Genomic DNA, 21,946 nt, shown 5'->3' with positions numbered 1-21,946 from the left:
TCCATGCCCGCCAAGAAGGTCTCGTCCAAGAAGGCGCCTACCAGGGCCCGCCCGGAAGCCCCCGCGCGTCCCGTCGAGCCGAGGCCGTCCGACACCCCGCCCCCAGAGGCCCCCCGCCGCCCTCGGCTCAAGAAGACGGTGGTCATCCTCTCGCGCAAGCGGTCCCTGTACTCCACCCGGCGGATGGTGGAGGCCATCAAACAGCGTGGCCACCGGCCGTTGGTGCTGGACACCCTGCGCTGCACCATGGTGCTCGCCCCGGGCCAGCCGCGGATGCTCTACCGCGGGGTGGACATCAAGGGCGTGGACGTGGTGATTCCGCGCATTGGCGCCTCCATCACCGGCTACGGCCTGGCGGTGGTGAACCACTTCGAGATGATGGGCGTGCCGGTGCTCAATGGCGCCGGGCCCATCTCCCAGAGCCGCGACAAGCTACGGGCGCTCCAGCTGCTGTGCCGAAGCGGGCTGGACGTGCCCCGGACGGTGATGGCGCATGACCGCAGCAATGTGCGCAAGCTCGTGGAGGAGGTGGGCGGGCTGCCGGTCATCATCAAGCTGCTGCGCGGCACGCAGGGTGTGGGGGTGATGATCGCCCACTCGCTCCAGGAGCTGCAGACCATCGTCAACACCTTCTGGGACCTGGGGCAGGAGGTGGTGCTCCAGGAGTTCGTGGCCGAGAGCAAGGGCCGGGACGTGCGCGCCCTGGTGGTGGGCGACAAGGTGGTAGGCGCCATGCGGCGGCGGGCCAAGAAGGGCGAGTTCCGCTCCAACATCCACCGCGGCGGCGAGGGCCACCCCGTGGAGCTGTCCCCCGCATATATAGACGTGGCGGTGCGAGCCGCGCGCCTGCTCGGGTTGGAGATCGCCGGTGTGGACATGCTCGAGGGACGCGCGGGGCCCCGGCTGATGGAGCTCAACTCCAGCCCGGGCTTCGAGGGCCTGGAGAAGGCGACCGGGCAGGACATCGCCGGAGCGATGATGGACCACGCGCTCGCCTTCGCCAGCGCCCGCACAGCCGCCTACTCGCGTCCGACGCTCTAACGCAGGGCGGCACCGCACGCGGGGCAGGCGGGCGGACGAGCCTCTTGCTCGGCCCTCTTGGGAATGGGCACGTCCGCGAAGTGTCGGAGGGGATTGGCAGTGGGAGTGCGGCCTTCGTAATCTGTGGGGGCTCGCACATGAAGCCCCTGTCCAAGCCGCTGCAGATCACCATCTACCAGGATGTGTTGTGCTCCTGGTGCTATCTGGCCGACCTGCGGCTGGAGTCCCTCAAGCATGAGTTCGGAGACATCCTCCGCTGGCGCGTGCGCCCCTACCCACTGCGGCTGCATGACAAGCGGCCCACGGAGAAAGAGCTGCGAGGGCTGACGGAGGAGGTGCAGCGGGCCCAGCAGGAGCCAGAGCCGGTGGCGAAGCTGCTGTCGACGGAGCTGTGGCAGGGCGGAGATGCGCCCCGCTCCAGCATCCCGGCGCTGGCGGCGCTCGAGGCGGCGCGGCTGCAAGGCCCCACGGCGAGGGCGTACCTTGCGCGCGCCATGCAGCACGCGGCGCTGGAGCAAGGCGTCAACGTGACGCGCACAGACGTCATCTTCGAGCTGGCCAGCCGCGTGGGCCTGGACATGGGCCCCTTCTCGGCGGCGTACCAGTCGCAGAACACGCGCAAGCTCATCCTCGACGAGCACCAGCTGGCCGCCAGCCGGGGCGTGCGCGGGGTGCCCACGCTCGTCATCGCCGGCCGGTGGATGGTGTGCGGCCTGCGCGAGGTGTCCGAGTACCGCGAGCACATCCTCACCTGCCTTGGCAAACTGCACACCCCGCGCTCCGGCTCGTCTGAGCGCATGGTGCACTAGGCACCGACCTCCGAGGCGTCACGGGCGGGGAACGGGGTGTTGAATATTCCTCCGACCCGCCCGTCTGCATCCCTGTCGTCGCCATGATGAAATGGGCGGGCCGGCTTCGGCTCCGGCCCCGGAGAACCTCCATGCGTCGCCTTCTCGTTCTCACAGTCCCGACTGCCCTGTTGATGGGAAGCGGCTGTGTTGCCCACTACCACCAACCCGGCCACTACTCCTCGACCATCTCCACCGAGTACCACTACTCGGGAGCGCACCCCGACCCGTACGGCGGCTGGTGCACGGAGCAGTACGGCCACGTCCATGGCTACACGCCCGAGGACATCGACGCCTACACGTACGCGGACAATGTGTACGTCTACCGGGGCCCGCGCGTGGTCTGGTACCTCGACTACCACCCCCTGCCGGACGGCGGCTCCTGCTACATGCACGGGCGCCACAACCACGACTACTTCCCGCACACGTACTCGGGCAGCACGTACCGCTGGGATCGCGGCCGCTCGGTGTACGTCTACAACAACTACCGGCCGCCCCCGCCGCCGCGCTCCTCCGGTGGCTGGGGGGATAACTCGCACGACGCCTCGCCCGTGGGCGGTGGTCGCCCGAACCGGCCTCCGGCCTCGCATGGCGGTGGCTGGGGTGACAACTCCAGCCGGCCTCCGCCTCCTCCGGGCTCCGGCTACGGCAACCGGCCTCCGACGAGCGGTGGCGGCTGGGGCACCCCCAATCCTCCTCCTCCAGGCACGGGTACCGGCAGCCGGCCTCCGACGAGCGGTGGTGGCTGGGGCAACCCGAATCCTCCTCCGGGCACGGGCACCGGCAGCCCGCCTCCGACGAGTGGTGGTGGCTGGGGCAACCCGAATCCTCCGTCCAACCCGGGCGGTGGCAATGGCAATCCGGGTGGCCCGAACACGAACCCGCCCGGAAAGCCCGGCGGTGGCTGGGGCAACGGCGGCACCACGCCTCCTGCGGGCAACCCCGGCCGCGGCCCTGACCGGGACCGTGACGACGACAAGCCGTCTCGGGGTGGTGGCTGGGGCAACAGTGGCGGCAACAGCGGCGGCGGCAACGACACGCCCCCGCCTCCACGCGGTAATGGCGGCGGTTGGGGCAGCGGTGGCGGCAACAGCGGTGGCGGCAGCGACACGCCTCCTCCGCGCGGCAACAGCGGCGGCGGCCGTGGTGGCGGCTGGGGCAGCGGTGGCAGCAACAGCGGTGGTGGCAGCGACACGCCACCTCCTCCGCGCGGCAGCAGCGGCGGTGGCGGCAATGGTGGCGGCTGGGGCAGCGGTGGCGGCAACAGCGGTGGCGGCAACAGCGGAAATGGCGGCGGTAACGGCAATGGCTGGGGCCGTCGCAAGTAAGTCGTAACGTTCAGCAGGCCATCATCCGAGGGCCGCTCTCTTCCTCTCGCGAGGCAGGGGCGGCCCTCTGTGTTTTCCACCTGTGAGCACTCGGAAGGCGGACTGTTTCGTTGCCCACGGGACGTCTGGGACCCGGGATGGATTGCCGACCCACGGAAGCGTGAAGAGCTTGGCACGCAGTCATGAAGCGTCCGAGTCTCATCCTTTGCTGCGCTCTCTTTGGGATGGCCCCAACCGCCTGTGGCCCGGGTACAGACCCGGATCCCGGTGTTGATCGCAGTGACAGTACGAAGGTGGACCTCGACCACCTGACCATCACCGTCTCCGGCCGTGCCGAGGTCTTCCCTGAGGCCGCTCGCCTGCTCGAAGCCCAGGGCCAAGCGGTCCCCACGCTCGAAGGGGTCGCCCTCACCATCGAGGAGCCCCTGCGCGTCGGCGTGAGTGACGCGGAGTCTGTTTTTGGCCAGGGCAGCATCGGCTCCGACGGCGGGTTCTCCGTGGCCGACGTGCCCGTGCGCAACATCCACCTGAGCCTCGCCGCCAGCCTCGAGCATGAGGGCTTCGTGCGCAGCTCCAGCGTCGTCTTCGACACCGCCTTCACCCGCACCCGGCCGCGCACCGACATCATCGGAGCCGAGGCCTGGGCGCTGCCCAACACCTTCCACGACGCCCTGACTCGCGCCGTCGGCGAGATGGGGATCCGCACCCACACGGAAGACCGGGCCCGCACGCTGCGCGATGCCGGCTTCGTCCTCGGCCGCGTCGTGGATGCGTCCGGCGCTCCCGTCGCGGGCGCTCGCGTCGTGCTGGAGCCCGGAGAGCTCGCCCACCGCATCTACTACCCCGCCCCGGACTTCCAGAGCGCCAGCCAGGACGCCACCAGCGCCACCGGCCTCTTCATCTACGTGCACTCCGGCGCGGCGGCGGAGACCTTCACCCTGTCCATCCAGGACAGCCAGGACTACCTGCCCCGCAACGCGGGAGCCATTCCGGGCAGGGGGCTCGTCCTCACCCTGTTCCCGGGCAGCACCCCTCCGTAGGTCCCCTTCAGGGCAGCGAAACCCGGGCAGACTGCGCAGGAGACCCTCCGGGCGCAGTTGTCCGACTGTCGGACAAGTTGGAGAAAAGTGTGGCCGGAGGTCGAAATCCACGCCGATCCAATCTCAATCCCCGCTCTGCCGCGGCCTCGGCCCTCGCAGCATCCTCCGGGTAGCTCAAACACCCGCCCGTAACCGGGCGGCGGAGGATCTCATGCACGCGAATGAAGCGATGGCGCACAAGTTCGGGGCCCAGCGGGCCGCCGTGTACGATGCCCAGTCGACGGCCTACATCGCTGGCTACCAGGCAATGCACGAGCTGAGCGCCGCGGCGATGACAACGGCCCTGGCGGGACGAGACGTGGCCTCGGTGCTGTGCGTGGGCGTGGGGACGGGGCAAGACGTGCTCCCCTACGCTCGATATGGAGCGCCGGGCTGGCGCTTCACGGGCGTGGATCCGTCCGCGGACATGCTGGCCGTCGCCGAGAAGCGGCTGGCCGCCGCGGGCCTCCTGGAGCGCACGCGGCTGCTGACCGGTCACCTGCGAGACCTTCCGCCGGAGCCCCTGTTCGATGGGGCGGAGATGATTGGCGTCCTCCACCACGTGGATGAAGAGGAGGACCGTCTGGCATTGCTGCGTGAGGTGACGCGGCGGCTCAAGCCCGGGGCGCCCTGCATCATTGGAGGACGGGTGGGCGCGGATCCGGTGCTCCAGGCGGTGGAGGCGGAGGTGTGCCGGGCGAACGGCGGTTCGCCCGAGGTCCTGGAGCTCCGACGCAAGGCGCGCGCGTCCCTCCGGCCTCCTGAGTCCGAGGCCGCGCTGTTCGAGCTGCTCGGCCGGGCCGGGCTCGGCTCGCCGCGCCTGCTCTTCGCCTCGTTGGACTTCAAGGCCTTCCTCACGCGCCGGGACTGACGCGGCGCGGAGGTGTCGCTACGCCTGGGCGTACGCCTCCTCGAGGCGCGCGATGTTGAACTTCTTCATGGTCAGCATGGCCTGCATCACGCGCTGCGACCGCTTCGGGTCCTTGTCCTGCATCATCTGGAAGAACCTGGAGGGGACGATCTGCCAGGAGAGACCGAACCTGTCCTTGAGCCAGCCACACTCGACCTCCTGTCCCCCGTTCGCGGTCAGCTTGGACCACAACGTGTCGATCTCCTCCTGCGAGTCGCAGTTCACGAGCAGGGAGATGGCCTCGGTGAACTTGAAGGTCGGGCCGCCGTTCAACGCCTGGAACCGCTGACCCGCGAGCTGAAACTCCACCACCATGACCGACCCCTTGGGGCCCGGTCCCGCGTCACCATGACGAACGACGCTCAGGATCTTCGAATCCTCGAAGAGCGACACATAGAAGTTCGCTGCCTCCTCCGCCTCCTGGTTGAACCACAAGAACGGCGTGATCTTCTGGGGGCTTGCCATGGTCATGCTCCTTCGCGGTGAGGGGTGGACTGCGTTGTGAACTGCGTTTGGAGATACCGGCGCAGGTGGCGCAGCGACTCGGCCGCGACCTCGGGACCCTGCTTCGCCTTGGCGAGGATGAACGCGCCCTGGATGACCGTCTGCATGAACACCCCGAGGCTCTCCGGAGTCCACGGTGCGTCCGGCGCGTAGCGCGCCTTGGCCTCGGCGATGTCCCGCGCCAGCATCGTGGCGTGCGCGCTGAGGTGCTTGTCACAGGTGGCGCGGATCGCCGGATGCGTGTCGTACGCCTCCTGCACCATCATCCCGAGCAGGCACGTGAAGTCCGGTAGCGCACCCCGCAGGAGCGCGATGCGGAAGTCGACGTAGCCGAGCAGTCGCTCGAGCGGATCCTCCGAGCGCTGATAGGGCCCGGAGGCGAACACCTGATCGGCCATCGCCGCGAAGTGGTCGGCCGCCGCGAGCGCGAGCTCTTCCTTGCTCTTGAAGTGGTGAAAGAAGCTCCCCTTGGTGAGGCCCGCCACCGCGCAGACGTCCTCAACTCGGGTCGCCGTGTAGCCCTTGGTCCGGATGACCTGCAGGGCCGCGTCGAGGAACTTCGTCTTGGAGTCGTGAGGAAGAGGCGCGGTGCTCATGAGCATACCAACTGGTTGGTACGCTAGATATACCTACTGGTTGGTATGGCGTCAACCCGGGGGACATCGCCCTCGAGGCGCACCCTGCCCGCACAGCCGCCCGCCTCACCGCAGGCGAAGCGGGCTTCCCTAGAATGTCCCGTAGGTCAGGAGCCCTGGGCCTGCGTCGCTCCCGTGGGGAGCGGGGCCTTGGGCACAAACCAGCGCGGCAGCCAATCCGCGCCCTTCGACTTCGTCAGCTGCGTCTGGCCGCTGCCATCCGCCCGCATCAGGAACAGCTCCACGTCTCCCGTGCGCTCCGACGGAAACACCAGGTACTTCCCATCCGGGCTCCACGCCGGCTGGTCATCCGTGCTCTTCCCATCCGTCAGCGCCACCGGCTCCCCACCCGCCTCCACGTTCGCCACCCAGATGCGCGCCTTCCCGTTCGGCTCCTTCCCCCGCGCCACGAAGGCCAGCTTCTTCCCGTCCGGGCTCCATGCCGGCTCGCGCTCCTCACCCGTCGTCCCGCTCCCCGACACGGACCGGAGCTCCGTCCCGTCCGGCTTCACCACGAACACCCGCATGCGCCCCTCGCGGTCGCTCAGGAATGAAATCCACTTCCCGTCCGGGCTCCAACGCGGCGCCATGTCCTCCCTGTGGAAGGCCGTCAGCCGGCGCACGTCCGACCCATCCGCCTTCATCACGTAGATTTCCGGGTCCCCCTCGCGGCTGGACACGAACGCCACCTGCGTCCCGTCCGGCGACACGCTCGGCTCGAAGTTGCCCTCACGCGCCGTCGCCAGCCGCGTCACCTCCGCGCCCGCGCGCGGCGCCTGCCGCACCACGTCGCTGAAGCCCTGCGCGTCCGACTCGGCCACAAACCAGGAGCCGTCTGGAGCCCAGCTCGGGTTGCGCGCCCGGCCCCGCGGCTCCGTCAACATCACCACCGGGCTCCCATCCAACGGCGCCAGCCGCAGCTGCTCCACGTGCAGCCCGCTGATCTCCGCCGAGGCCACCACCACCAGCGACGCACCATCCGGAGATGGCTCGCCGGTGAATTCATCCTCGGGACCTCGCGTGAGCTGGGACTCCTCGCCCGTGGGCCGCACCAGCCAGACATCCTTCTGCGGTCCCCGCTCCGACACGAAGGCGATGACTCCTGGCATCCCCCGCCGCTCCTGCTCGGTGAGGGGCCCGGAGCCGGATGCTCCGCCGCCACACATGCCCGCCTTGCATCCAGCCCCGAGCAGGGCGAGCACGGCCAGTCGCCGCGCTCCACCCCGCCACGCCTGCTTCGCGAAGTCCCGAGTCATCACGTCACACCACTACCGCACGCGGATGGCGTCCGCGATGACCACGTAGCCCTCGGGGGCCCACCGGCTGAGCTGCACCTTGTTCCAGCCGGCCGGGAAGCTCCAGGTGCCCAGCGTCTGCCAGGAGCTACCACCCGCCTGCTGGTTCACCTTCACCGTGGCCAGGTTGGTGCCGCTCGCGTTGGTGATGATGAAGGGCGCGGCCGTCGAGCGGTTGGTGCCCGAGGTCCACCATGCGTCGATCGTCTTCGAGCCCGCCGCCGGCATGTAGAAGTAGAAGACCGCCGCGTCCGAGATGGGCTGGGTGCTGGCGTAGTAGTAGCCCGAGCCGTAGTAGCCCGTCGTCGAGGACGAGGACGCCCAGTTGGCCGACACCTCGACGTAGCCCTTGGAGGTGTCGTTGTTGGCCTGGTTGCTGTCGATGATCAACCCCGTGGTGGGGGTGGTGTCACCGCAGTAGGACTTGATCTTGCTGATGTACGTGGACCACGGCCAGTTGGGACCCGGATCCGTGCGGTTGTAGGGCTGCAGGCGGCCGTGCGCCACGATGTGGTAGCTGTCGCGCACCACGGTCCGGTCGCGGGAGATGTCGCACGAGAGCTTCGCCGAGGCGTCGATCTGCCCCGCGGGGAAGGACGCCTGGCTGGCGTAGCCACCGTGCTCGATGCCCACCGAGAAGTTGTTCACCGACGAGCCGTTGAGGCCGCACATCACGCTGCCGTTGAGGCTGCAATCGTAGCTGGCCGCCACGTGCCAGGCGCGGTTGGTCTCGGCCACCAGCTGGGTGATTTCCGAACCTGACTCGTTCACCACGTAGTGCGCGCTGGCTCCGGCGGACGAGTTGGCCAGCCAGCTCCAGCAGCCCGAGTAGCCCCCCTCACAGGTGTGGATGACGATCATCGAGATGTCCGTGCCCGCCGGACGCGCGTTGTAGTTGGGCGAGGCGCGCCAGATGGCGGGCCCGTAGTCCGCGCTCATCGCGTGCCTGCTGGGCGAGGCGTACTGCGCCTGCACCTGCGTGGGCATCAGCGACACCGCCACCGCGCCCCCGGGCGTGCTCGCCACCGCGCCCTTGCGCAGCACGTCATACACCTGGGAGTGGACGTACTGGGCCTGCGCTTCGGCGTGGGTGATGCCACTGAGCTTCACGGCGGCCGGAGCCCACGCGCCCAGGTCCGAGCGGTCCAGCTTCAGCTCGTCGGCGTACGCGGACAGCAGCGCCGCGGCGGCGCGGATGTTCTCCCGCGGCTGGGTGCGCACCGCCTCCTCGGACACGCCCGCCAGGCGCGCGCCCTCGGAGAGCTTCTCACCGCGCAGGGCCATCAGGCCATACGCCGCCGGCATGCCCTCGAACTCCACCTCGCCCTTCACCATCTCCCAGTGCGTCTCAGCGTAGGAAATGGCCTTGAGCAGGTCCGCCGGAACGCGGAACTCGGCGGCGGCCTGGGCGAAGGCGCTGTCCAGCTCATACGGGGTGCGCTCGGCCTCGCGCTGCGCGGGGGTACGCGAGTCCTCGACGGCAGCAGGGGTCTCGGGGGCGGGGGTGGGCTCCTGCGGACCGCAGGCAGCCAACGAGAGCGCGGCGGCCAGCGTGGCCACCATCGGCTTACGGAACGGGTGCATGTCAGCACTCCTCGGGGGGGGAATTAACAACGGAACGAAGCAGTGACTCCGCACTCATTATCGTTTGGAGTCCCGAGAAGATGCCTTTTCCCGGACCACTTGGGAAGCACGAATTTCTTGGAACCCAATCATTCAAGAAAATTATCCTGAAGTGGTCATCCCCCCTGAGGTGACGCGGTCCACGGAGCAGGGCGAGGACCCACCCGCCCCTGCTCCGGGTCAGCGCGTCACGACCTCAGCGCACGCGGATGGCGTCCGCGATGACCACGTAGCCCGACGTGGTCCACCGGCTGAGCTGCACCTTGTTCCAGCCGGCCGGGAAGCTCCAGGTACCGAGCGTGTTCCAGGTGCCACCACCCGTCTGCTGATTCACGCTCACCTTGGCCAGCTGCGTTCCGCTGGCGTTCGTGATGAGGAAGGGCGCCGTGCTGGAACGGTTCGTCCCCGCCGTCCACCAGGCGTCGATCGTCTTCGTCGCCGCGGCCGGCAGGTAGAAGTAGAACGTCGCAGGATCGGACACCGCCGCGGTGGAGGCGGAGTAGTAGCCCGAGCCGTAGTAGCCCGCCGTCGCAGATGCTGACGCCCAGTTCGCCGACACCTCGACGTAGCCCTTGGAGGAGTCGTTGTTGGCGTTGTTGCTGTCGATGATCAGCGGGGGATTGCAGTAGTCCTGCACCTTGCTGATGTACGTGGCCCACGGCCAGTTGGGACCCGGGTCCGTGCGGCTGGCCGGCTGCAAGCGCCCGTGCGCCACGATGTGGTAGCTGTCGGGGACGATCCCCTGGTCCTTGGTGATGTCGCACGTCAGCTTCGCCGAGGCGTCAATCTGCCCGGCCGGGAAGGACGCCTGGCTGGCGTAGCCGCCGTGCTCGATGCCCACCGCGAAGTGGTTCACCGACACGTTCTGCAGGTCGCACATCTTGCTGTCGTTGAGGTTGCAGTCGTACTTGGCGCCCACATGCCAACCGCGATCGGCCTCGCGCACCAGCTGCGAAATCTCCGAGCCGCTCTCGTTCACCACGTAGTGCGCGCTCACACCCGAGGCGGTATCGGTCAGCCAGTTCCAGCAACCCGAGTAGCCGCTCTCACACGTGTGGATGACGACGATCTGCACGTCACCGGTGCTGTCCGTGGGACGAGGGCCGAAGTTGGGAGAGGGGCGCCAGATAGCGGCGGCGTAGTCCGGACCCGTGGCCATCGCGTGCACGCCCGGCGAGGCAAACTGCGCCTGCACCTGCGTGGGCCTCAGCGACACCGCCACCTTGCCCTCGGGCGTGCTCGCCACCGCGCCCTTGCGCAGCACGTCGTACACCTGGTTGTGGATGTACTGCGCCTGCGCTCCGCTGTGCGTGATGCCACTGAGCTTCGCGGCGGCCGGCGCCCACGCGCCCAGGTCCTCGCGCTCCACCTTCAGCTCATCGGCATACGCGGACAGCAGCGCCGCCGCGCCCCGGATGTTGTGCAGCGGCTCGGTGCGCACCGCCTCCTCGGACACGCCCAAGAGGCGCGCCGCGAGCGTCACGTTTCCGCCACGCAGGGCCATCAGGCCGTACGCCGCCGGCATGCCCTCGAACTCCACCTCGCCCTTCACCATCTCCCAGTGCGTCTCGGTGTAGGAGATGGCCTTGAGCAGGTCGGCCGGAACACGGAACTCGGCGGCGGCCTGGGCGAAGGCACTGTCCAGCTCGTACGGGGTGCGCTCGGCCTCGCGCTGCGCGGGGGTGCGCGAGTCCTCGACGGCGGCGGGGGCCTCGGGGGCGGGGATGGGCTCCTGCGGACCACACGCGGCCAGCGAGAGCGCGGCGGCCAGCGTGGCCACCATCGGCTTACGGAACGGGTGCATGCTCAGCACTCCTTGGGGGGGTACGAGGGATGAAGCGACGCCTCCGCTCCTACAAGGGGGCGGGAGCGCACCGGGCATCATGCCTTTTCTTGATGTACATGGAAACTTCGACTGAATATAAAATCAAGAAATACATGGAAATGTTGAAGGTTCGAGCATCCGTCGGCCCGGAGGGTGACCCGGCGAGGGGGCATGTCGTAGGCGACGCGGGGAGCGGGCTGAGTTAGGAGTGGGGCATGCGTCTCTTCGCCATCGGGGACACCCACCTTCCCTCCACACGCAATAAGGACATGCACCGCTTCGGGTGGACGGAGCACCCGCTGCCGCTGCAGCGCGCCTGGGACGAGAAGGTGCGTCCCGAGGACGTGGTGCTGGTGGTGGGAGACATCTCGTGGGCCACGCGGCCCACGGAGGTGCTGGACGATTTGAAGTGGTTGGACGAGCGGCCGGGACGCAAGGTGCTGGTGCGCGGCAACCACGACTATTGGTGGGGAGACTCGGCGTCGAAGCTGCGCAAGCTGCTGGAGCCGTACAAGACGCTGGAGGGCTTCCTGCACAACAGCGCCTTCGTCATTGGGCGGTGGGTCATCGCGGGCACGCGGCTGTGGACGGCGCCCGAGGCCCCGCCGATGCCGGGCGGGGAGATGGGGGACGAGCAGGGGGACGCGGGGTACGTGGAGCGGGAGACGCGACGGCTGATGACGTCCATTGCCGACGCGGAGAAGAAGGAGAAGGAGAGCGCCGAGCCGCTGACGAGGGTGGTCGCGGTGCACTTCCCGCCGATGTACGCGAACGAGAAGCCCACGGCGTTCCTGGGGCCCATCGAGGCGTTCAAGCCGAAGGTGTGCGTGTACGGGCACCTGCACGCAGGAGGCATCCCAGCCGGCTTCACGGGAGAGCGAGCCGGGATTCGCTACGTGCTGGCCTCGTGCGATGCGGCGGGCTTCTCGCCGATGCTGCTCGACGAGTAGCCGATGCCCCCTCTCCCTCCGGGAGAGGGCTGGGGTGAGGGTACCGGTCTCACTGCGCCAACGAAATGGGCTTCCAGCGCGGAGCCCCCTCGTCGGGGCGGCAGGAGCGCCACACCTCGCCGCTGTCCTGCGCGGGAGCACCGCCGGAAGCCACGGGCACGCCCACGGGGCACACGCCCCGGGTGACATTGCCGGCCGTGTCGCGCACCTCGAAGTGGAGCGAGTACACGCGACCATCTCCGCTGGCCGAGCGGTCCGCGCGGACCTTCACGGTGGTGGCGTCCACGAAGAGGACGTCCGGCTCAGCGGAGCTGCTCCGGGCCTCATCGGAGGAGATGCAGGAGATGGAGGCGGAGGTCCCATTCGGCGTGAGGCCGCCGTCGCACACGTCGCGCACCTGGATGCAGTCCTCGAGGCGAACGATCTGGTAGCGCTGATCAGCGGGCCAGACGGGAGCGGGCGGTGCCAGGGAAACCTCAGGCGGCAGCGTGTCCACCACGGTGACGGTGGGAGCACACGTCGCGGTGTTGCCGGCAGCATCCACCGCCGAGTACTCGAGCGTGTGCGAGCCCATGGGCAGAGCACGCGAGGCCGGCGGCGTCACCGTAGCCGGGCCACAGTTGTCCGTGGCGGTGGCCTCCGGCGGATTCACGCGAGCCAAGCCCTGACCCGAGCACTCCACGCGGAAGTCCGAGGGGCACGCGAGCGAGGGGGCCTCACAGTCGCGCACCTTCACCCGAGACCAGCACGCATCCTGCGCGCGACCATCCGAGGCGGTGACGCGGACACCGTACTCACCCGGGGCATACGGCCCCTTCGGGCTCAGGCTCCACGAGAGCGCGTCCCCATCCGCGTCCGAGCCGGTGGCCAGGTCGCTGACCGTGGCGACGCACACGCCCAGGTCCGTGCACACGGACGCATCCTGGCAGGTGGCGTCAGGCGCGTGGTTCTCGTTCTCCCACTTGCACGAGGCGTCGCAACCATCCCCCGCCCTGGGGTTGCCATCGTCACAGGCCTCGCCGGGGTCCACGGTGCCATTGCCGCACACGTGGCAGTCCGTGTCCGCGCTGTCCGCCGCACCGTCCCCATCGTTGTCGCGCCCGTCCGCGCAGTTCTCCGCGGTGAGGATGACGGCCGAGCCTCCGAGCATCACCGGCCGGCCCGAGTGCGGGTTGTAGACCTCGTTGTTGTACGCGAGCACGCGCAGGCCCGAGAAACCACTCGGCCCGGTGAAGACGTTGTGGAAGGACTTGTGGCTGAGCTCGGCGGAGCTGATGGTGGGCGCGAACTCGTGGAGCTCGGCGGTGGGCTCGGCGAAGTCGAAGGTGATGTCCGAGGTGTCCAGCGGCAGGGGGAGGAAACCCCAACCCCCGTGGACCTCGGCCTGGGTGAGCGCGATGAGCGAGCCACCTCGCTCGTTGATGAAGTGCGCGAGGTCCGGCTGGCGCGTGTTGAGAGCGGAGATCTGCCGCGCGGAGAGACCGCCCTCGGTGTGCTTGTCCGCCGAGGGCAGGTAGACGAAGGCAAACTGGTTGAAGTCCACCTGGGAGATGGCCTCAACCGTGCGCGCGTGGGTGACGCGAGCGCCGGGGCCACCATTCGAGGCGTCGTTCCAACCATTGAAGGCACTCAACGCCTGCCCTCCGTTGACGCCGATGGCGAGGATGCCGTGGCCCCCCGAGCGCGAGCGGGCGAGCGCGGCGCGGAAGAGCGAGGGAAAGAGGCCACCGCAGCGGCGCTCCTCACAGTGCCACAGGTCGTCGGCGTCATCCCCCGTCACGACGACGAAGCCGCCGCGCTGCGAGGAGGAGGGAACCCCGGGAGGTGCCTGGGGAGTCGGAGTCCCGGGGCGGGGCCGCGGGGGAGACTCCAGCCCGGGCGCGTCATGACCGCGGGAGCGCGACCCCCTGCCCTCGTCATAAACACCGCAACCGGACACGAGGCCAACGAGCGTCAGGATGGACAACCACACACCAAAACCGGAGAGCGGGCCGGACAAGCGAGCAGGCGAGCATGCGAGCATGAAGATTCCCCAGCGTGGGCAACGCAGCACCCACGCTGGGCAAATCAGTAGTGATTGCGTGCCTCACGCGAGGAGCGTGCTCGCGCTGCAATGTCCAGCGGCCGGGGGTCTCACGTCCGCTGCGTGACGAACCCGGCGCGGCTCCCGTCCACCCTACAACTCCACCTGGGCTCCCAGCTCCACCACCCGGTTGGGCGGAATCCGGAAGTACGCCGTCGCGCTGCGTGCGTTGCGCGACATCCACGAGAACAGCGCCTCGCGCCACATCGCCATTCCCGGCTTCTTGCTGGGAATGAGCGTCTCGCGGCCCAGGAAGAACGACGTCCCCATCAGGTTGAACTGCAGCCCCTTCTCCCGGGCCCGCTTGAGGATGTCCGGGATGCTCGGGTTCTCCATGAAGCCGTAGCGGGCAATCACCCGCACGAAGCCCTCCTCCAGCTTGATGACCTCCACCCGCTCCTCGGGCGGCACGTGCGGCACCTCCTCCGAGGCGATGGTCAGCAACATCACCTGCTCGTGCAGCACCTTGTTGTGCTTGAGGTTGTGCAGCAGCGCCGGCGGCGTGCCCTCCGGGTTGCCCGTCATGAAGATGGCCGTGCCCGGCACCCGCACCGGCGGATGGTCCCCGAAGCTCCCCAGGAGCTGCTTCAGCGGGATGCTGTTGCCTCGCAGCCGGTTGGCCAGGATGTCCCGCCCCTTCTTCCACGTCGTCATCAGCGTGAACACGAACAGCGCCATCAGCAGCGGGAACCAGCCGCCCGCGGCGATCTTCACCAGGTTGGACCCCCAGAAGGACACGTCCACCACCAGGAACAGCGCCGCCACCGGCAACGCCACGGCCCGCGACACGTTCCAGCGCTCGCGCGCCACCACGTACGCCAGCACCGTGGTGATGGTCATCGTCGTCGTCACCGAGATGCCGTACGCCGCCGCCAGGTTGCTGGACGACTTGAAGCCCAGCACCAGCAGGATGATGCCCACCAGCAGCGCCAGGTTGATGCCCGGCAGGTAGATCTGCCCCCGCTCCTCCGCCGAGGTGTGCACCACCTCCAGGCGCGGGGTGTAGCCCAGCTGAATGGCCTGCTGGGTGAGCGAGAACGCCCCCGAGATGAGCGCCTGCGAGGCGATGACCGTCGCCCCCGTGGCCAGCACCACCAGCGGGTAGAGCGCCCAGCTCGGCGCCAGGTAGAAGAAGGGGTTGGACGCCTTGCTCGGGTCGCGCAGCAGCAGCGCCCCCTGCCCCATGTAGTTGAGCATCAGCGCCGGCAGCACCAGCACGAACCACGCCCACTTGATGGGCCTCCACCCGAAGTGGCCCATGTCCGCGTAGAGCGCCTCACCCCCCGTCACCACCAGGAACACCGCGCCCAGCACCAGGAAGCCGTGCCCCTCGTTGTGCAGGAAGAAGCGCACCGCGTGCAGGGGAGACACAGCCCACACCACCGCCGGGTACGACACCATCTCCCGGACACCCAGCACCGCCAGCGTGAGGAACCACACCAGCATGAAGGGCCCGAAGATGGCGCCAATCCCCGCCGTCCCGTGCCGCTGAATCATGAACAGGCCCACCAGGATGATGATGGTCAGCGGCTGGATGTACGGCTCGAAGAACGGCGTGGCCACGCTCAGGCCCTCCACCGCGCTCAGCACCGAGATGGCCGGGGTGATCAACCCATCCCCATACAGCAGCGACGCGCCGAAGACTCCCAGCGTCACCACCACCGGCCGGACCTTCACCTCCTCGCCCCGCTTGCGCTGCATCGCCAGCGCCATCAGCGCGAGAATCCCGCCCTCGCCCCGGTTGTCCGCCCTCATCACGAAGACGAGGTACTTCACCGACACCACGATGATGAGCGCCCAGAAGACGAGCGACAGCACCCCCAGCACGTTCTCGTGCGTCGGCTGCACCCCGTGCGAGCCGCTGAAGCACTCGCGCAGCGCGTACAGCGGGCTGGTACCGATGTCTCCGTAAACGATGCCCAACGCCCCCAATGCCAGCGTGGCGACACGTTTGGACGTCTCCGTGGCAGCCGGTACAGCGGGGGTGGAGCGTGACGGTGCACTCATGGGCGCTTCCTCTAGCCCAACCCCGGCCCGGGAACAGCCATTTGCCACCGTCCTGGCACCGCAGAGCCATGGATTCCGTGGAATCCCTGCGCATTTCTCCACGCTTCGTCACGAAGAGCACGCACTCAGCGGCTTGTTGCCTGCTTGAGGCTCCAACCAGTTCCCCCGCAGCAGGGGACCTTCCGTCTGGAATCCATCGTTTACCCGGTAGGCTGTGGGATACCCAACTCCCTGGATGCACTGGAGCTCGCGGTTTCATGCTCACATGGGCCATCAAGTGGAGATCCCGTGGGAGCAGGAGCCAGAGAGGCACGCGCGAAGAAGGCCCGAGTGCCAGACGCCGAGCGTCTGACACTGCTCGCCGATGCGTCCCACCAGCTCGTCGAAGCGGGCCTGGAGCCTCCCGCGGTGCTGGAGCGCCTGTGTGCGCTGGTAGTCCCCCGGCTCGGAACCACCTGCCATGTCCACCTGCTGTCCGAGGATGGCCGCTGGCTGAACCCGGTGACCTCCTCCCACACGGAGGCACGAGCGCACCCCCTGTTGCGGCACCTGGCCACCGAGCCGCTGCCCGTGGACGAGCATCCTCACGCGGAGCTGCTGCGCACCGGCAGGCCCCTCCTCTGTTCCTCCGAGGAGTTGGCCCAAGGCCAGCTCCCGGCGTTTCACACGCACGGCCTGGCGCCCCTCGCCCCCGCCCAGCTGCTGCTGCTGCCCCTGCGTGCGCGCCAGCGCGCCCTGGGTACGCTCACCGTCCTGCGCAGCCTGGACGAGCCGCCCTTCGACAAGGCCGAGCAGCAGCTGTTCCAGGAGCTGGTGGAGCGCGCCGGGCTGGCGCTGGACGTGGCCCGCGCCTACGAGGCCGAGCGCCGGGCCCGACGTGCGGCGGAGGTGGCCGCCGAGCGACTCGCACGCCTGCAACGCGTCACCGAGGCCCTCTCTGAAGCCATCTCCCCCGCGGACGTGGCCCGCGTCATCGTCGAGGAGATGAGCGCCGCCATCGGCGCGGACCGGGCCCTGGCCGTCACCCCCAAGGCCGACGTGCCCGAGCAGCTCGAGGTGGTGAGCCACCGGAATCTGGCGCCCTGGACCCAGGTCTACCCCGACCGCTTCCCCATCACCGCGCCCATGCCCGTGGCCGTGGCCTACCGCAAGGGGGAGCCCGTGTGGCTGGAGTCTCGAGAGGCGTTCGCCGCCTCGTTCCCGGAGAGCCTCGTCGCGGAGCCCTCGGTGACACGCGCCGTGGCCGCCCTGCCGCTGCGGCTTCGCGGGCGGACGCTAGGCGCCATCTCCTTCGGCTTCGACAAGGCCCGGACGTTCAGCCCGGACGAGCGCGGACTGCTGCTGGACCTGGCGCGGCAGAGCGCCCAGGCCCTCGAGCGCGCCTGGCTCTATGAAACCGCGCAGCAGGCCCGCACCCGCGCCGAGCGCGTCGCCGCGCGCACCGCCCGCCTCCAGACACTCAACGCCGCCCTCTCCCAGGTCCTCACCGTGCCGCGTGTGGCGGAGGTGGTCATCGACCAGGGCGTGGCGGCCATCGGCGCCCAGGTGGCATGCCTGTGGCTGCTCGACGCGGCCCACACCCAGGCCCAACTGCTACGCGGTGTGGGGCTCGAGCCCGAGGTGGCCAGGACCGTGGAGACCCTGGTGCTCGGGCAGGGCACGCCCCTGGATGAGGCCCTCCAGCACAGGCAGCCCATCCTGCTCGAATCTCAAGAGGAGTTCGCCCACCGCTATCCCGTGACGGAGCGGAGCCTGCGCGAGCTGGCCCCCTCCTCGCCCCCGCTCGCCCTGGCCTTCATGCCCCTGCGGGTGGACGAGCGCGACCTGGGCGTGCTCGCCCTGGGCTTCCCCGGGGTGCACCGCTTCGATGACGACGAGCGCGTCTTCCTCTCGCTGCTGGCCCACCATGCCGCCCAGGCGCTCGAGCGGGCTCGGCTCTTCGCCCAGGAGCGCGAGGCCCGTGAGGCGCTGCGCGACGCCCACCTCACGCTCGAGGCCATCGTCCAGGCCTCGCCCATGCCCATCACCCTGGTGGACCTGGACGGCACGGTGCGCCTGTGGAACCCCGCCGCCGAGCGCATCTTCGGCTGGAAGGCCGAGGAGGTCATCGGCCGCTTCATCCCCACCGTGTCCGAGGACAAACGAGAGGAGCTGCGCGACAACCTCGCGCACGTCGCCCGCGGCGGCTCCGTCCTGGCCCAGGAGACGTACCGCCACCGGCGGGACGGCATACCCATCCCCGTCTCCCTGTGGGCCACCCCCGTGAGGATCGCCGGAGACAGGCAGCTGTGCCTGTGCATGATGGCGGACATCACCGAGCGCAAGCGCACCGAGGAATCCCTGCGCTTCCTCGCGGAGGCCAGCAACGTGCTGGCCAGCTCGCTGGACCACGAGGTGACGCTGGAGCGGGTGGCGCACCTGGCCGTCCCCACGTATGCGGATGGGTGCTACGTGTACCTGCTCGATGGCGAAGGCACGGTGAGCTGCGTGGCGACTGCCCGTGCCGACGGGGAGCTACAGGAGCCGCCGCGACAACTGGGGCCGCTGGCGCCCGGGGAGTCCGCCGTCTCGCGCGTCATCACCTCGGGGCGGCCGGAGCTGTGCGCGGACTGCACCCACCGCCCGTTCCCCTCGCACGAGAGCTCCTGCCTGCCCTGCGAGGCCGCGGCGCGCTCCTACCTGTGCGTGCCCCTGCGGGTGCGTGGCCAGACCATCGGCGCGATGTCCTTCGTCTCCTCGCGGCACAGCTATGACCTGCAGGACCTCACGCTGGCCCAGGAGCTGGCCCAGCGCGCCGCCCTGGCCATCGACAACGCCCGCCTCTACCGCGACGCCCGCGACGCCATCCGCCTGCGCGAGGAGTTCCTCGCCATCGCCAGCCATGAGCTGCGCACCCCCGTCACCGCCCTCCTGCTCCAGGTGCAGCGCCTTCAGGGAGCACTGGCGAGAGCTCCCCAGGGAATCTCCTTGGAGCGGCTGCGCCACGGCCTGGAGGTGGTGGACCGGCAAGTGAAGCGGCAGATGAGCCTGGTGAATGACTTGCTGGACGTGTCCCGGCTGGGAGAGGGCCGACTCGCGCCGCGGCCGGAGCCCCTGGAGCTCACCGCCCTGGTGCGCGACGTGGTGACGCGCTTCGAGCCGGAGTTGGCGCGCACGGGCTCGCTGCTCGCCCTGCGCGCACCGGCCCCGGTCCCCGGGAGTTGGGATCGGCCGCGACTGGAGCAGGTGGTAACGAACCTCGTGTCCAACGCGGTGAAGTACGGGCAAGGCAATCCCATCGACATCACCGTGGAAGCCGGGGATGGGCGCGCCCACATCATCGTGCGCGACGCGGGCATCGGCATCGCCCCCGAGCACCTGGAGCGCGTCTTCGGCCGCTTCGAGCGCGCCGTATCCGAGCGACACTACGGTGGCTTCGGTCTGGGGCTGTGGATCGCCCGGGAGATCCTCGAGGCCATGGGCGGCCGAATCACCGTGAGCAGCCAGCTGGGCGTGGGCTCCACCTTCCGAGTGGAGCTGCCCTTCACACAGGCCTGAGACAAAAGACCAATCCCCAGCCATTTCCCCTCTCCCTTTGGGAGAGGGACGGGGTGAGGGTATTGGATGAACCCGGGTTGAACCCCCTGTCCACACCGAGGGCCGCGGGTTGAAGAACGGGGTCGGCTACCCTCACCCCAACCCTCTCCCGAGGGGAGAGGGAGCCGGTGATTAGCGGATGCTGCCAGTCGTGCTGGAGGGCGCGCCCAGGTGCTTCTCCAGGAAGAGGAAGGTCGCCATGGTGACGGTGTCCCTGTTGGCCTTCTTGCCAAAGCCGTGGCCCTCGTCGAGCGCGAGCATGTACCAGACATCCGCGCCCCGAGCCCTCACCGCCTTGACGATCTGCTCCGCCTCGGACTGGGGCACGCGCGGATCGTTCGCGCCCTGCTGGACGAAGAGCGCGGCCTTGATGCGCTCCACCGCGTTGAGCGGCGAGATGCGCTCCTGAACCTGACGCACCTCGGGCTTGCGCTCGTCCCCGTACTCGGCGCGGCGCAGGTCCCGGCGGTACGCCTGGGTGTTCTGCAGGAACGTAGGCAACGAGGAGATGCCCACCACGTCCACCGCGGCGCGGATCCGCTCGGGGAAGAAGGCGGCGGTGGCCAGCACCATATAGCCCCCGTAGGAGCCGCCGTAGACGCCCACGCGCGAAGCATCCAGCTCCGGCCGCGAGGCGATGTAGTCCAGTGAGGCGCCGATATCCGCGAGGCTCTGCTCGCGCTTCACCCCGTCATCCATGGCCCGGTACGCCTTGCCGTAGCCTTCCGAGCCGCGCACGTTGGGCACCAGCACCGCCATGCCCAACTCCACCGCCAGGAACTGGTTGAAGGTGCTCAGGTTCGGCCGGCTCTGTCCCTCGGGGCCGCCGTGGAAGACGATGACCACGGGCACCTTCCCCTTGCGCTCGCGCGGCATGTAGAGGAACGCGGGGACCTCCACCCCCTCCGTGGACTTGTAGTGCACCAACTCCGGCTCCACGAAGGTGCTCGTGTCCAGACCGCCCACCTCCGAGCGCGTCCAGCGAGTGCTCTTCTTCGTGCGCAGGTCCACCTGGTAGACATCCATGGGCGAGCGCGACGTGGAGAGGGCATAGGAGAGCACGTCCGAGCGCCCGCTCGGGAAGGTAAGGCGTCCCATCACCCCGCGAGGCACCTCCACCGGAGAGAGCGTGCCGCGCTTCGTGTCCAACACGTACAACCGGCTGTAGCCATCCTCGTTCGTCTCCAAGGCGAGCGTCTTCCCATCCGGGGAGAGCTCAATGGACTCCACGTTCCAGCGGATGGACTTCGTGAGGGACGGAGGCTCGGAGGACGGGGGCGCCTTGTCGAGGTCCAGCTTGTAGAGCGCGGCGAAGTCGCCGTAGCGGTCGGTGACGAGGTAGACGCTCTTGCCATCCGGCGTGAGGGCGGCACCGTTCACGCTGCCCTTGCCCTCCTTGGGAGTGAGCTGGCGGCGCTCGCCCGTCTTCACGTCGATGACGTGCAGGTCGGCGTCATCCGCCGCGCGGAACTGCATGACGAGCAGCTTGGAGCCATCGTGGGAGAAGTCGAGCGGCAACCAGGAGCCCTCGGCCTCGGTGACGCGGCGGGCCTGCTTGGGGTTGTCCGTGGGGGCCACGTAGACATCGGTGTCCTTGCCGTTGCGGCCCGTGCCACCGTAGGCGAGCCACCTGCCGTCATCGGACACGGAGAGCGACTCGTGGCGGCTCTTGCCATCGGTGAGCAGCTCGGAGCGGCCGTTGCGCCGGTCCAGGCGGAACACCTGGAAGAACTCGCCGCCGCCCACATCCTGCAGGAAGAAGAGGATGTTGGCGTCGGTGGGGAGGAAGCGCGCGGTGTTGATGGGCTCTGGCGTGAAGGTGAGCTGGAAGCGGGCGCCCAGGGGCTGCTCCACCACGTGGAGCTGGTTGGTGTCCGCGAAGCGGGTGGCGATGAGCACCTGCTTGCCGTCCCGGCTCACGTCCATCAGGTTCGCCGCGCGCGACTCGAGGTACTGAAGGACCCGCTTGCGCAGCTCGGGAGGAATCGAGGGGACGCCGCTGACCAGGAGGTTGGGCTGACCGGGCAGCGGGGCAATGCCTTGCACCGTGGACGGCGCTTGGGCAGCGGACTTCTCCGCGGTCTGCGCGAGCACCGCGGAGGGAAGGCCCGTCATCAGGGAGACGAGCAGGGGCGTGAGGGTTCGGAGGTTCATGGCCCGCGAACCCTAATCCCCTTTAGGGACATGCGCTGAAAACCGCGGCAATTTCCCCTCGCCCTCCGGGAGAGGGACGGGGTGAGGG

Annotated in this window: 15 protein-coding genes; 7 read left to right on the top strand and 8 right to left on the bottom strand. The window is 69.0% G+C overall.

Annotated elements, in window-relative coordinates:
- Window positions 1-3 precede the first annotated feature (3 nt).
- The 5 genes from F0U60_RS03625 (at window position 4) to F0U60_RS03605 (ending at window position 5,167) form a co-directional block, all read left to right on the top strand.
- The gene (locus tag F0U60_RS03625; protein ID WP_395813973.1) at window positions 4-1,041 is read left to right on the top strand and encodes a RimK family alpha-L-glutamate ligase; all 1,038 of its coding nucleotides are present in this window, start codon (window positions 4-6) and stop codon (window positions 1,039-1,041) included.
- A gap of 137 nt (window positions 1,042-1,178) precedes the next feature.
- On the top strand, window positions 1,179-1,850 hold the full coding sequence (locus F0U60_RS03620) for a DsbA family protein (protein ID WP_395813971.1): 672 nt from the start codon (window positions 1,179-1,181) through the stop codon (window positions 1,848-1,850).
- A gap of 131 nt (window positions 1,851-1,981) precedes the next feature.
- Complete coding sequence (locus tag F0U60_RS03615; RefSeq protein ID WP_395813969.1) at window positions 1,982-3,217, top strand: hypothetical protein; 1,236 nt, start codon at window positions 1,982-1,984, stop codon at window positions 3,215-3,217.
- Between the two features lie 182 nt (window positions 3,218-3,399).
- A complete protein-coding gene (locus F0U60_RS03610; protein ID WP_395813967.1) occupies window positions 3,400-4,257 on the top strand; it encodes a carboxypeptidase regulatory-like domain-containing protein in 858 nt (285 codons plus the stop codon).
- 211 nt (window positions 4,258-4,468) lie between these two features.
- Window positions 4,469-5,167, top strand: a complete 699-nt coding sequence (locus F0U60_RS03605; protein ID WP_395813965.1) for a class I SAM-dependent methyltransferase — start codon at window positions 4,469-4,471, stop codon at window positions 5,165-5,167.
- An 18-nt stretch (window positions 5,168-5,185) separates the two neighbouring features.
- On the opposite strand, the gene F0U60_RS03600 is transcribed toward F0U60_RS03605, so the two are convergent.
- The 5 genes from F0U60_RS03600 to F0U60_RS03580 all read right to left on the bottom strand — a co-directional run bounded on the left by F0U60_RS03600 (window position 5,186) and on the right by F0U60_RS03580 (window position 11,067).
- A complete protein-coding gene (locus F0U60_RS03600) occupies window positions 5,186-5,671 on the bottom strand; it encodes a VOC family protein (protein ID WP_395813963.1) in 486 nt (161 codons plus the stop codon).
- A gap of 2 nt (window positions 5,672-5,673) precedes the next feature.
- Window positions 5,674-6,306 (bottom strand): TetR/AcrR family transcriptional regulator, encoded by a 633-nt coding sequence (locus F0U60_RS03595; RefSeq protein ID WP_395813961.1) that lies wholly within the window; start codon window positions 6,304-6,306, stop codon window positions 5,674-5,676.
- Window positions 6,307-6,452: 146 nt separating this feature from the next.
- Window positions 6,453-7,601 carry an LpqB family beta-propeller domain-containing protein gene (locus tag F0U60_RS03590; protein WP_395813959.1) on the bottom strand — a complete coding sequence of 383 codons (1,149 nt, stop codon included), beginning with the start codon at window positions 7,599-7,601 and terminating at the stop codon, window positions 6,453-6,455.
- Window positions 7,602-7,613: 12 nt separating this feature from the next.
- Entirely contained in the window at window positions 7,614-9,224 is a 1,611-nt protein-coding gene (locus F0U60_RS03585; protein WP_395813957.1) for an N-acetylmuramoyl-L-alanine amidase, read from the bottom strand.
- Between the two features lie 235 nt (window positions 9,225-9,459).
- Complete coding sequence (locus tag F0U60_RS03580; protein WP_395813955.1) at window positions 9,460-11,067, bottom strand: N-acetylmuramoyl-L-alanine amidase; 1,608 nt, start codon at window positions 11,065-11,067, stop codon at window positions 9,460-9,462.
- 236 nt (window positions 11,068-11,303) lie between these two features.
- Here F0U60_RS03580 and F0U60_RS03575 point away from each other — a divergent pair, with 236 nt between their 5' ends.
- Window positions 11,304-12,038: a metallophosphoesterase gene (locus F0U60_RS03575; RefSeq protein WP_395813953.1), complete on the top strand. Its 735-nt coding sequence runs from the start codon at window positions 11,304-11,306 to the stop codon at window positions 12,036-12,038.
- Window positions 12,039-12,087: 49 nt separating this feature from the next.
- Here the strand turns inward: F0U60_RS03575 and F0U60_RS03570 are convergent, their stop codons facing one another.
- Together F0U60_RS03570 and F0U60_RS03565 are read right to left on the bottom strand one after the other, a co-directional pair.
- Window positions 12,088-14,061, bottom strand: coding sequence for an HYR domain-containing protein (locus F0U60_RS03570; RefSeq protein WP_395813951.1), 1,974 nt, complete (start codon window positions 14,059-14,061; stop codon window positions 12,088-12,090).
- A gap of 153 nt (window positions 14,062-14,214) precedes the next feature.
- Window positions 14,215-16,128, bottom strand: coding sequence for a potassium transporter Kup (locus F0U60_RS03565; RefSeq protein WP_395813949.1), 1,914 nt, complete (start codon window positions 16,126-16,128; stop codon window positions 14,215-14,217).
- A 288-nt stretch (window positions 16,129-16,416) separates the two neighbouring features.
- On the opposite strand from F0U60_RS03565, the gene F0U60_RS03560 reads away from it, so the two are divergent.
- Window positions 16,417-19,665, top strand: coding sequence for a GAF domain-containing protein (locus F0U60_RS03560; RefSeq protein WP_395813947.1), 3,249 nt, complete (start codon window positions 16,417-16,419; stop codon window positions 19,663-19,665).
- Window positions 19,666-19,836: 171 nt separating this feature from the next.
- Here the strand turns inward: F0U60_RS03560 and F0U60_RS03555 are convergent, their stop codons facing one another.
- Window positions 19,837-21,858: an alpha/beta fold hydrolase gene (locus F0U60_RS03555; protein ID WP_395813945.1), complete on the bottom strand. Its 2,022-nt coding sequence runs from the start codon at window positions 21,856-21,858 to the stop codon at window positions 19,837-19,839.
- Window positions 21,859-21,946 lie beyond the last annotated feature (88 nt).

Origin of the sequence: Archangium minus (assembly GCF_044360475.1) — a bacterium.
Taxonomy (GTDB): Bacteria; Myxococcota; Myxococcia; order Myxococcales; family Myxococcaceae; genus Archangium; species Archangium minus.
The sequence above is the reverse complement of the archived record's forward strand: the minus strand, read 5'-3'. Positions and strand labels throughout refer to the sequence as shown.

What these genes read in the sequence shown, in the direction of transcription:
- F0U60_RS03615 (WP_395813969.1), top strand. Translation starts at nt 1,982, where the DNA reads ATGCGTCGCCTTCTCGTTCTCACAGTCCCGACTGCCCTGTTGATGGGA.
- F0U60_RS03620 (WP_395813971.1), top strand. Translation starts at nt 1,179, where the DNA reads ATGAAGCCCCTGTCCAAGCCGCTGCAGATCACCATCTACCAGGATGTG.
- F0U60_RS03565 (WP_395813949.1), bottom strand. Translation starts at nt 16,128, where the DNA reads ATGAGTGCACCGTCACGCTCCACCCCCGCTGTACCGGCTGCCACGGAG.
- F0U60_RS03605 (WP_395813965.1), top strand. Translation starts at nt 4,469, where the DNA reads ATGCACGCGAATGAAGCGATGGCGCACAAGTTCGGGGCCCAGCGGGCC.
- F0U60_RS03600 (WP_395813963.1), bottom strand. Translation starts at nt 5,671, where the DNA reads ATGGCAAGCCCCCAGAAGATCACGCCGTTCTTGTGGTTCAACCAGGAG.
- F0U60_RS03555 (WP_395813945.1), bottom strand. Translation starts at nt 21,858, where the DNA reads ATGAACCTCCGAACCCTCACGCCCCTGCTCGTCTCCCTGATGACGGGC.
- F0U60_RS03575 (WP_395813953.1), top strand. Translation starts at nt 11,304, where the DNA reads ATGCGTCTCTTCGCCATCGGGGACACCCACCTTCCCTCCACACGCAAT.
- F0U60_RS03610 (WP_395813967.1), top strand. Translation starts at nt 3,400, where the DNA reads ATGAAGCGTCCGAGTCTCATCCTTTGCTGCGCTCTCTTTGGGATGGCC.
- F0U60_RS03580 (WP_395813955.1), bottom strand. Translation starts at nt 11,067, where the DNA reads ATGCACCCGTTCCGTAAGCCGATGGTGGCCACGCTGGCCGCCGCGCTC.
- F0U60_RS03625 (WP_395813973.1), top strand. Translation starts at nt 4, where the DNA reads ATGCCCGCCAAGAAGGTCTCGTCCAAGAAGGCGCCTACCAGGGCCCGC.
- F0U60_RS03570 (WP_395813951.1), bottom strand. Translation starts at nt 14,061, where the DNA reads ATGCTCGCATGCTCGCCTGCTCGCTTGTCCGGCCCGCTCTCCGGTTTT.
- F0U60_RS03595 (WP_395813961.1), bottom strand. Translation starts at nt 6,306, where the DNA reads ATGAGCACCGCGCCTCTTCCTCACGACTCCAAGACGAAGTTCCTCGAC.
- F0U60_RS03585 (WP_395813957.1), bottom strand. Translation starts at nt 9,224, where the DNA reads ATGCACCCGTTCCGTAAGCCGATGGTGGCCACGCTGGCCGCCGCGCTC.
- F0U60_RS03590 (WP_395813959.1), bottom strand. Translation starts at nt 7,601, where the DNA reads ATGACTCGGGACTTCGCGAAGCAGGCGTGGCGGGGTGGAGCGCGGCGA.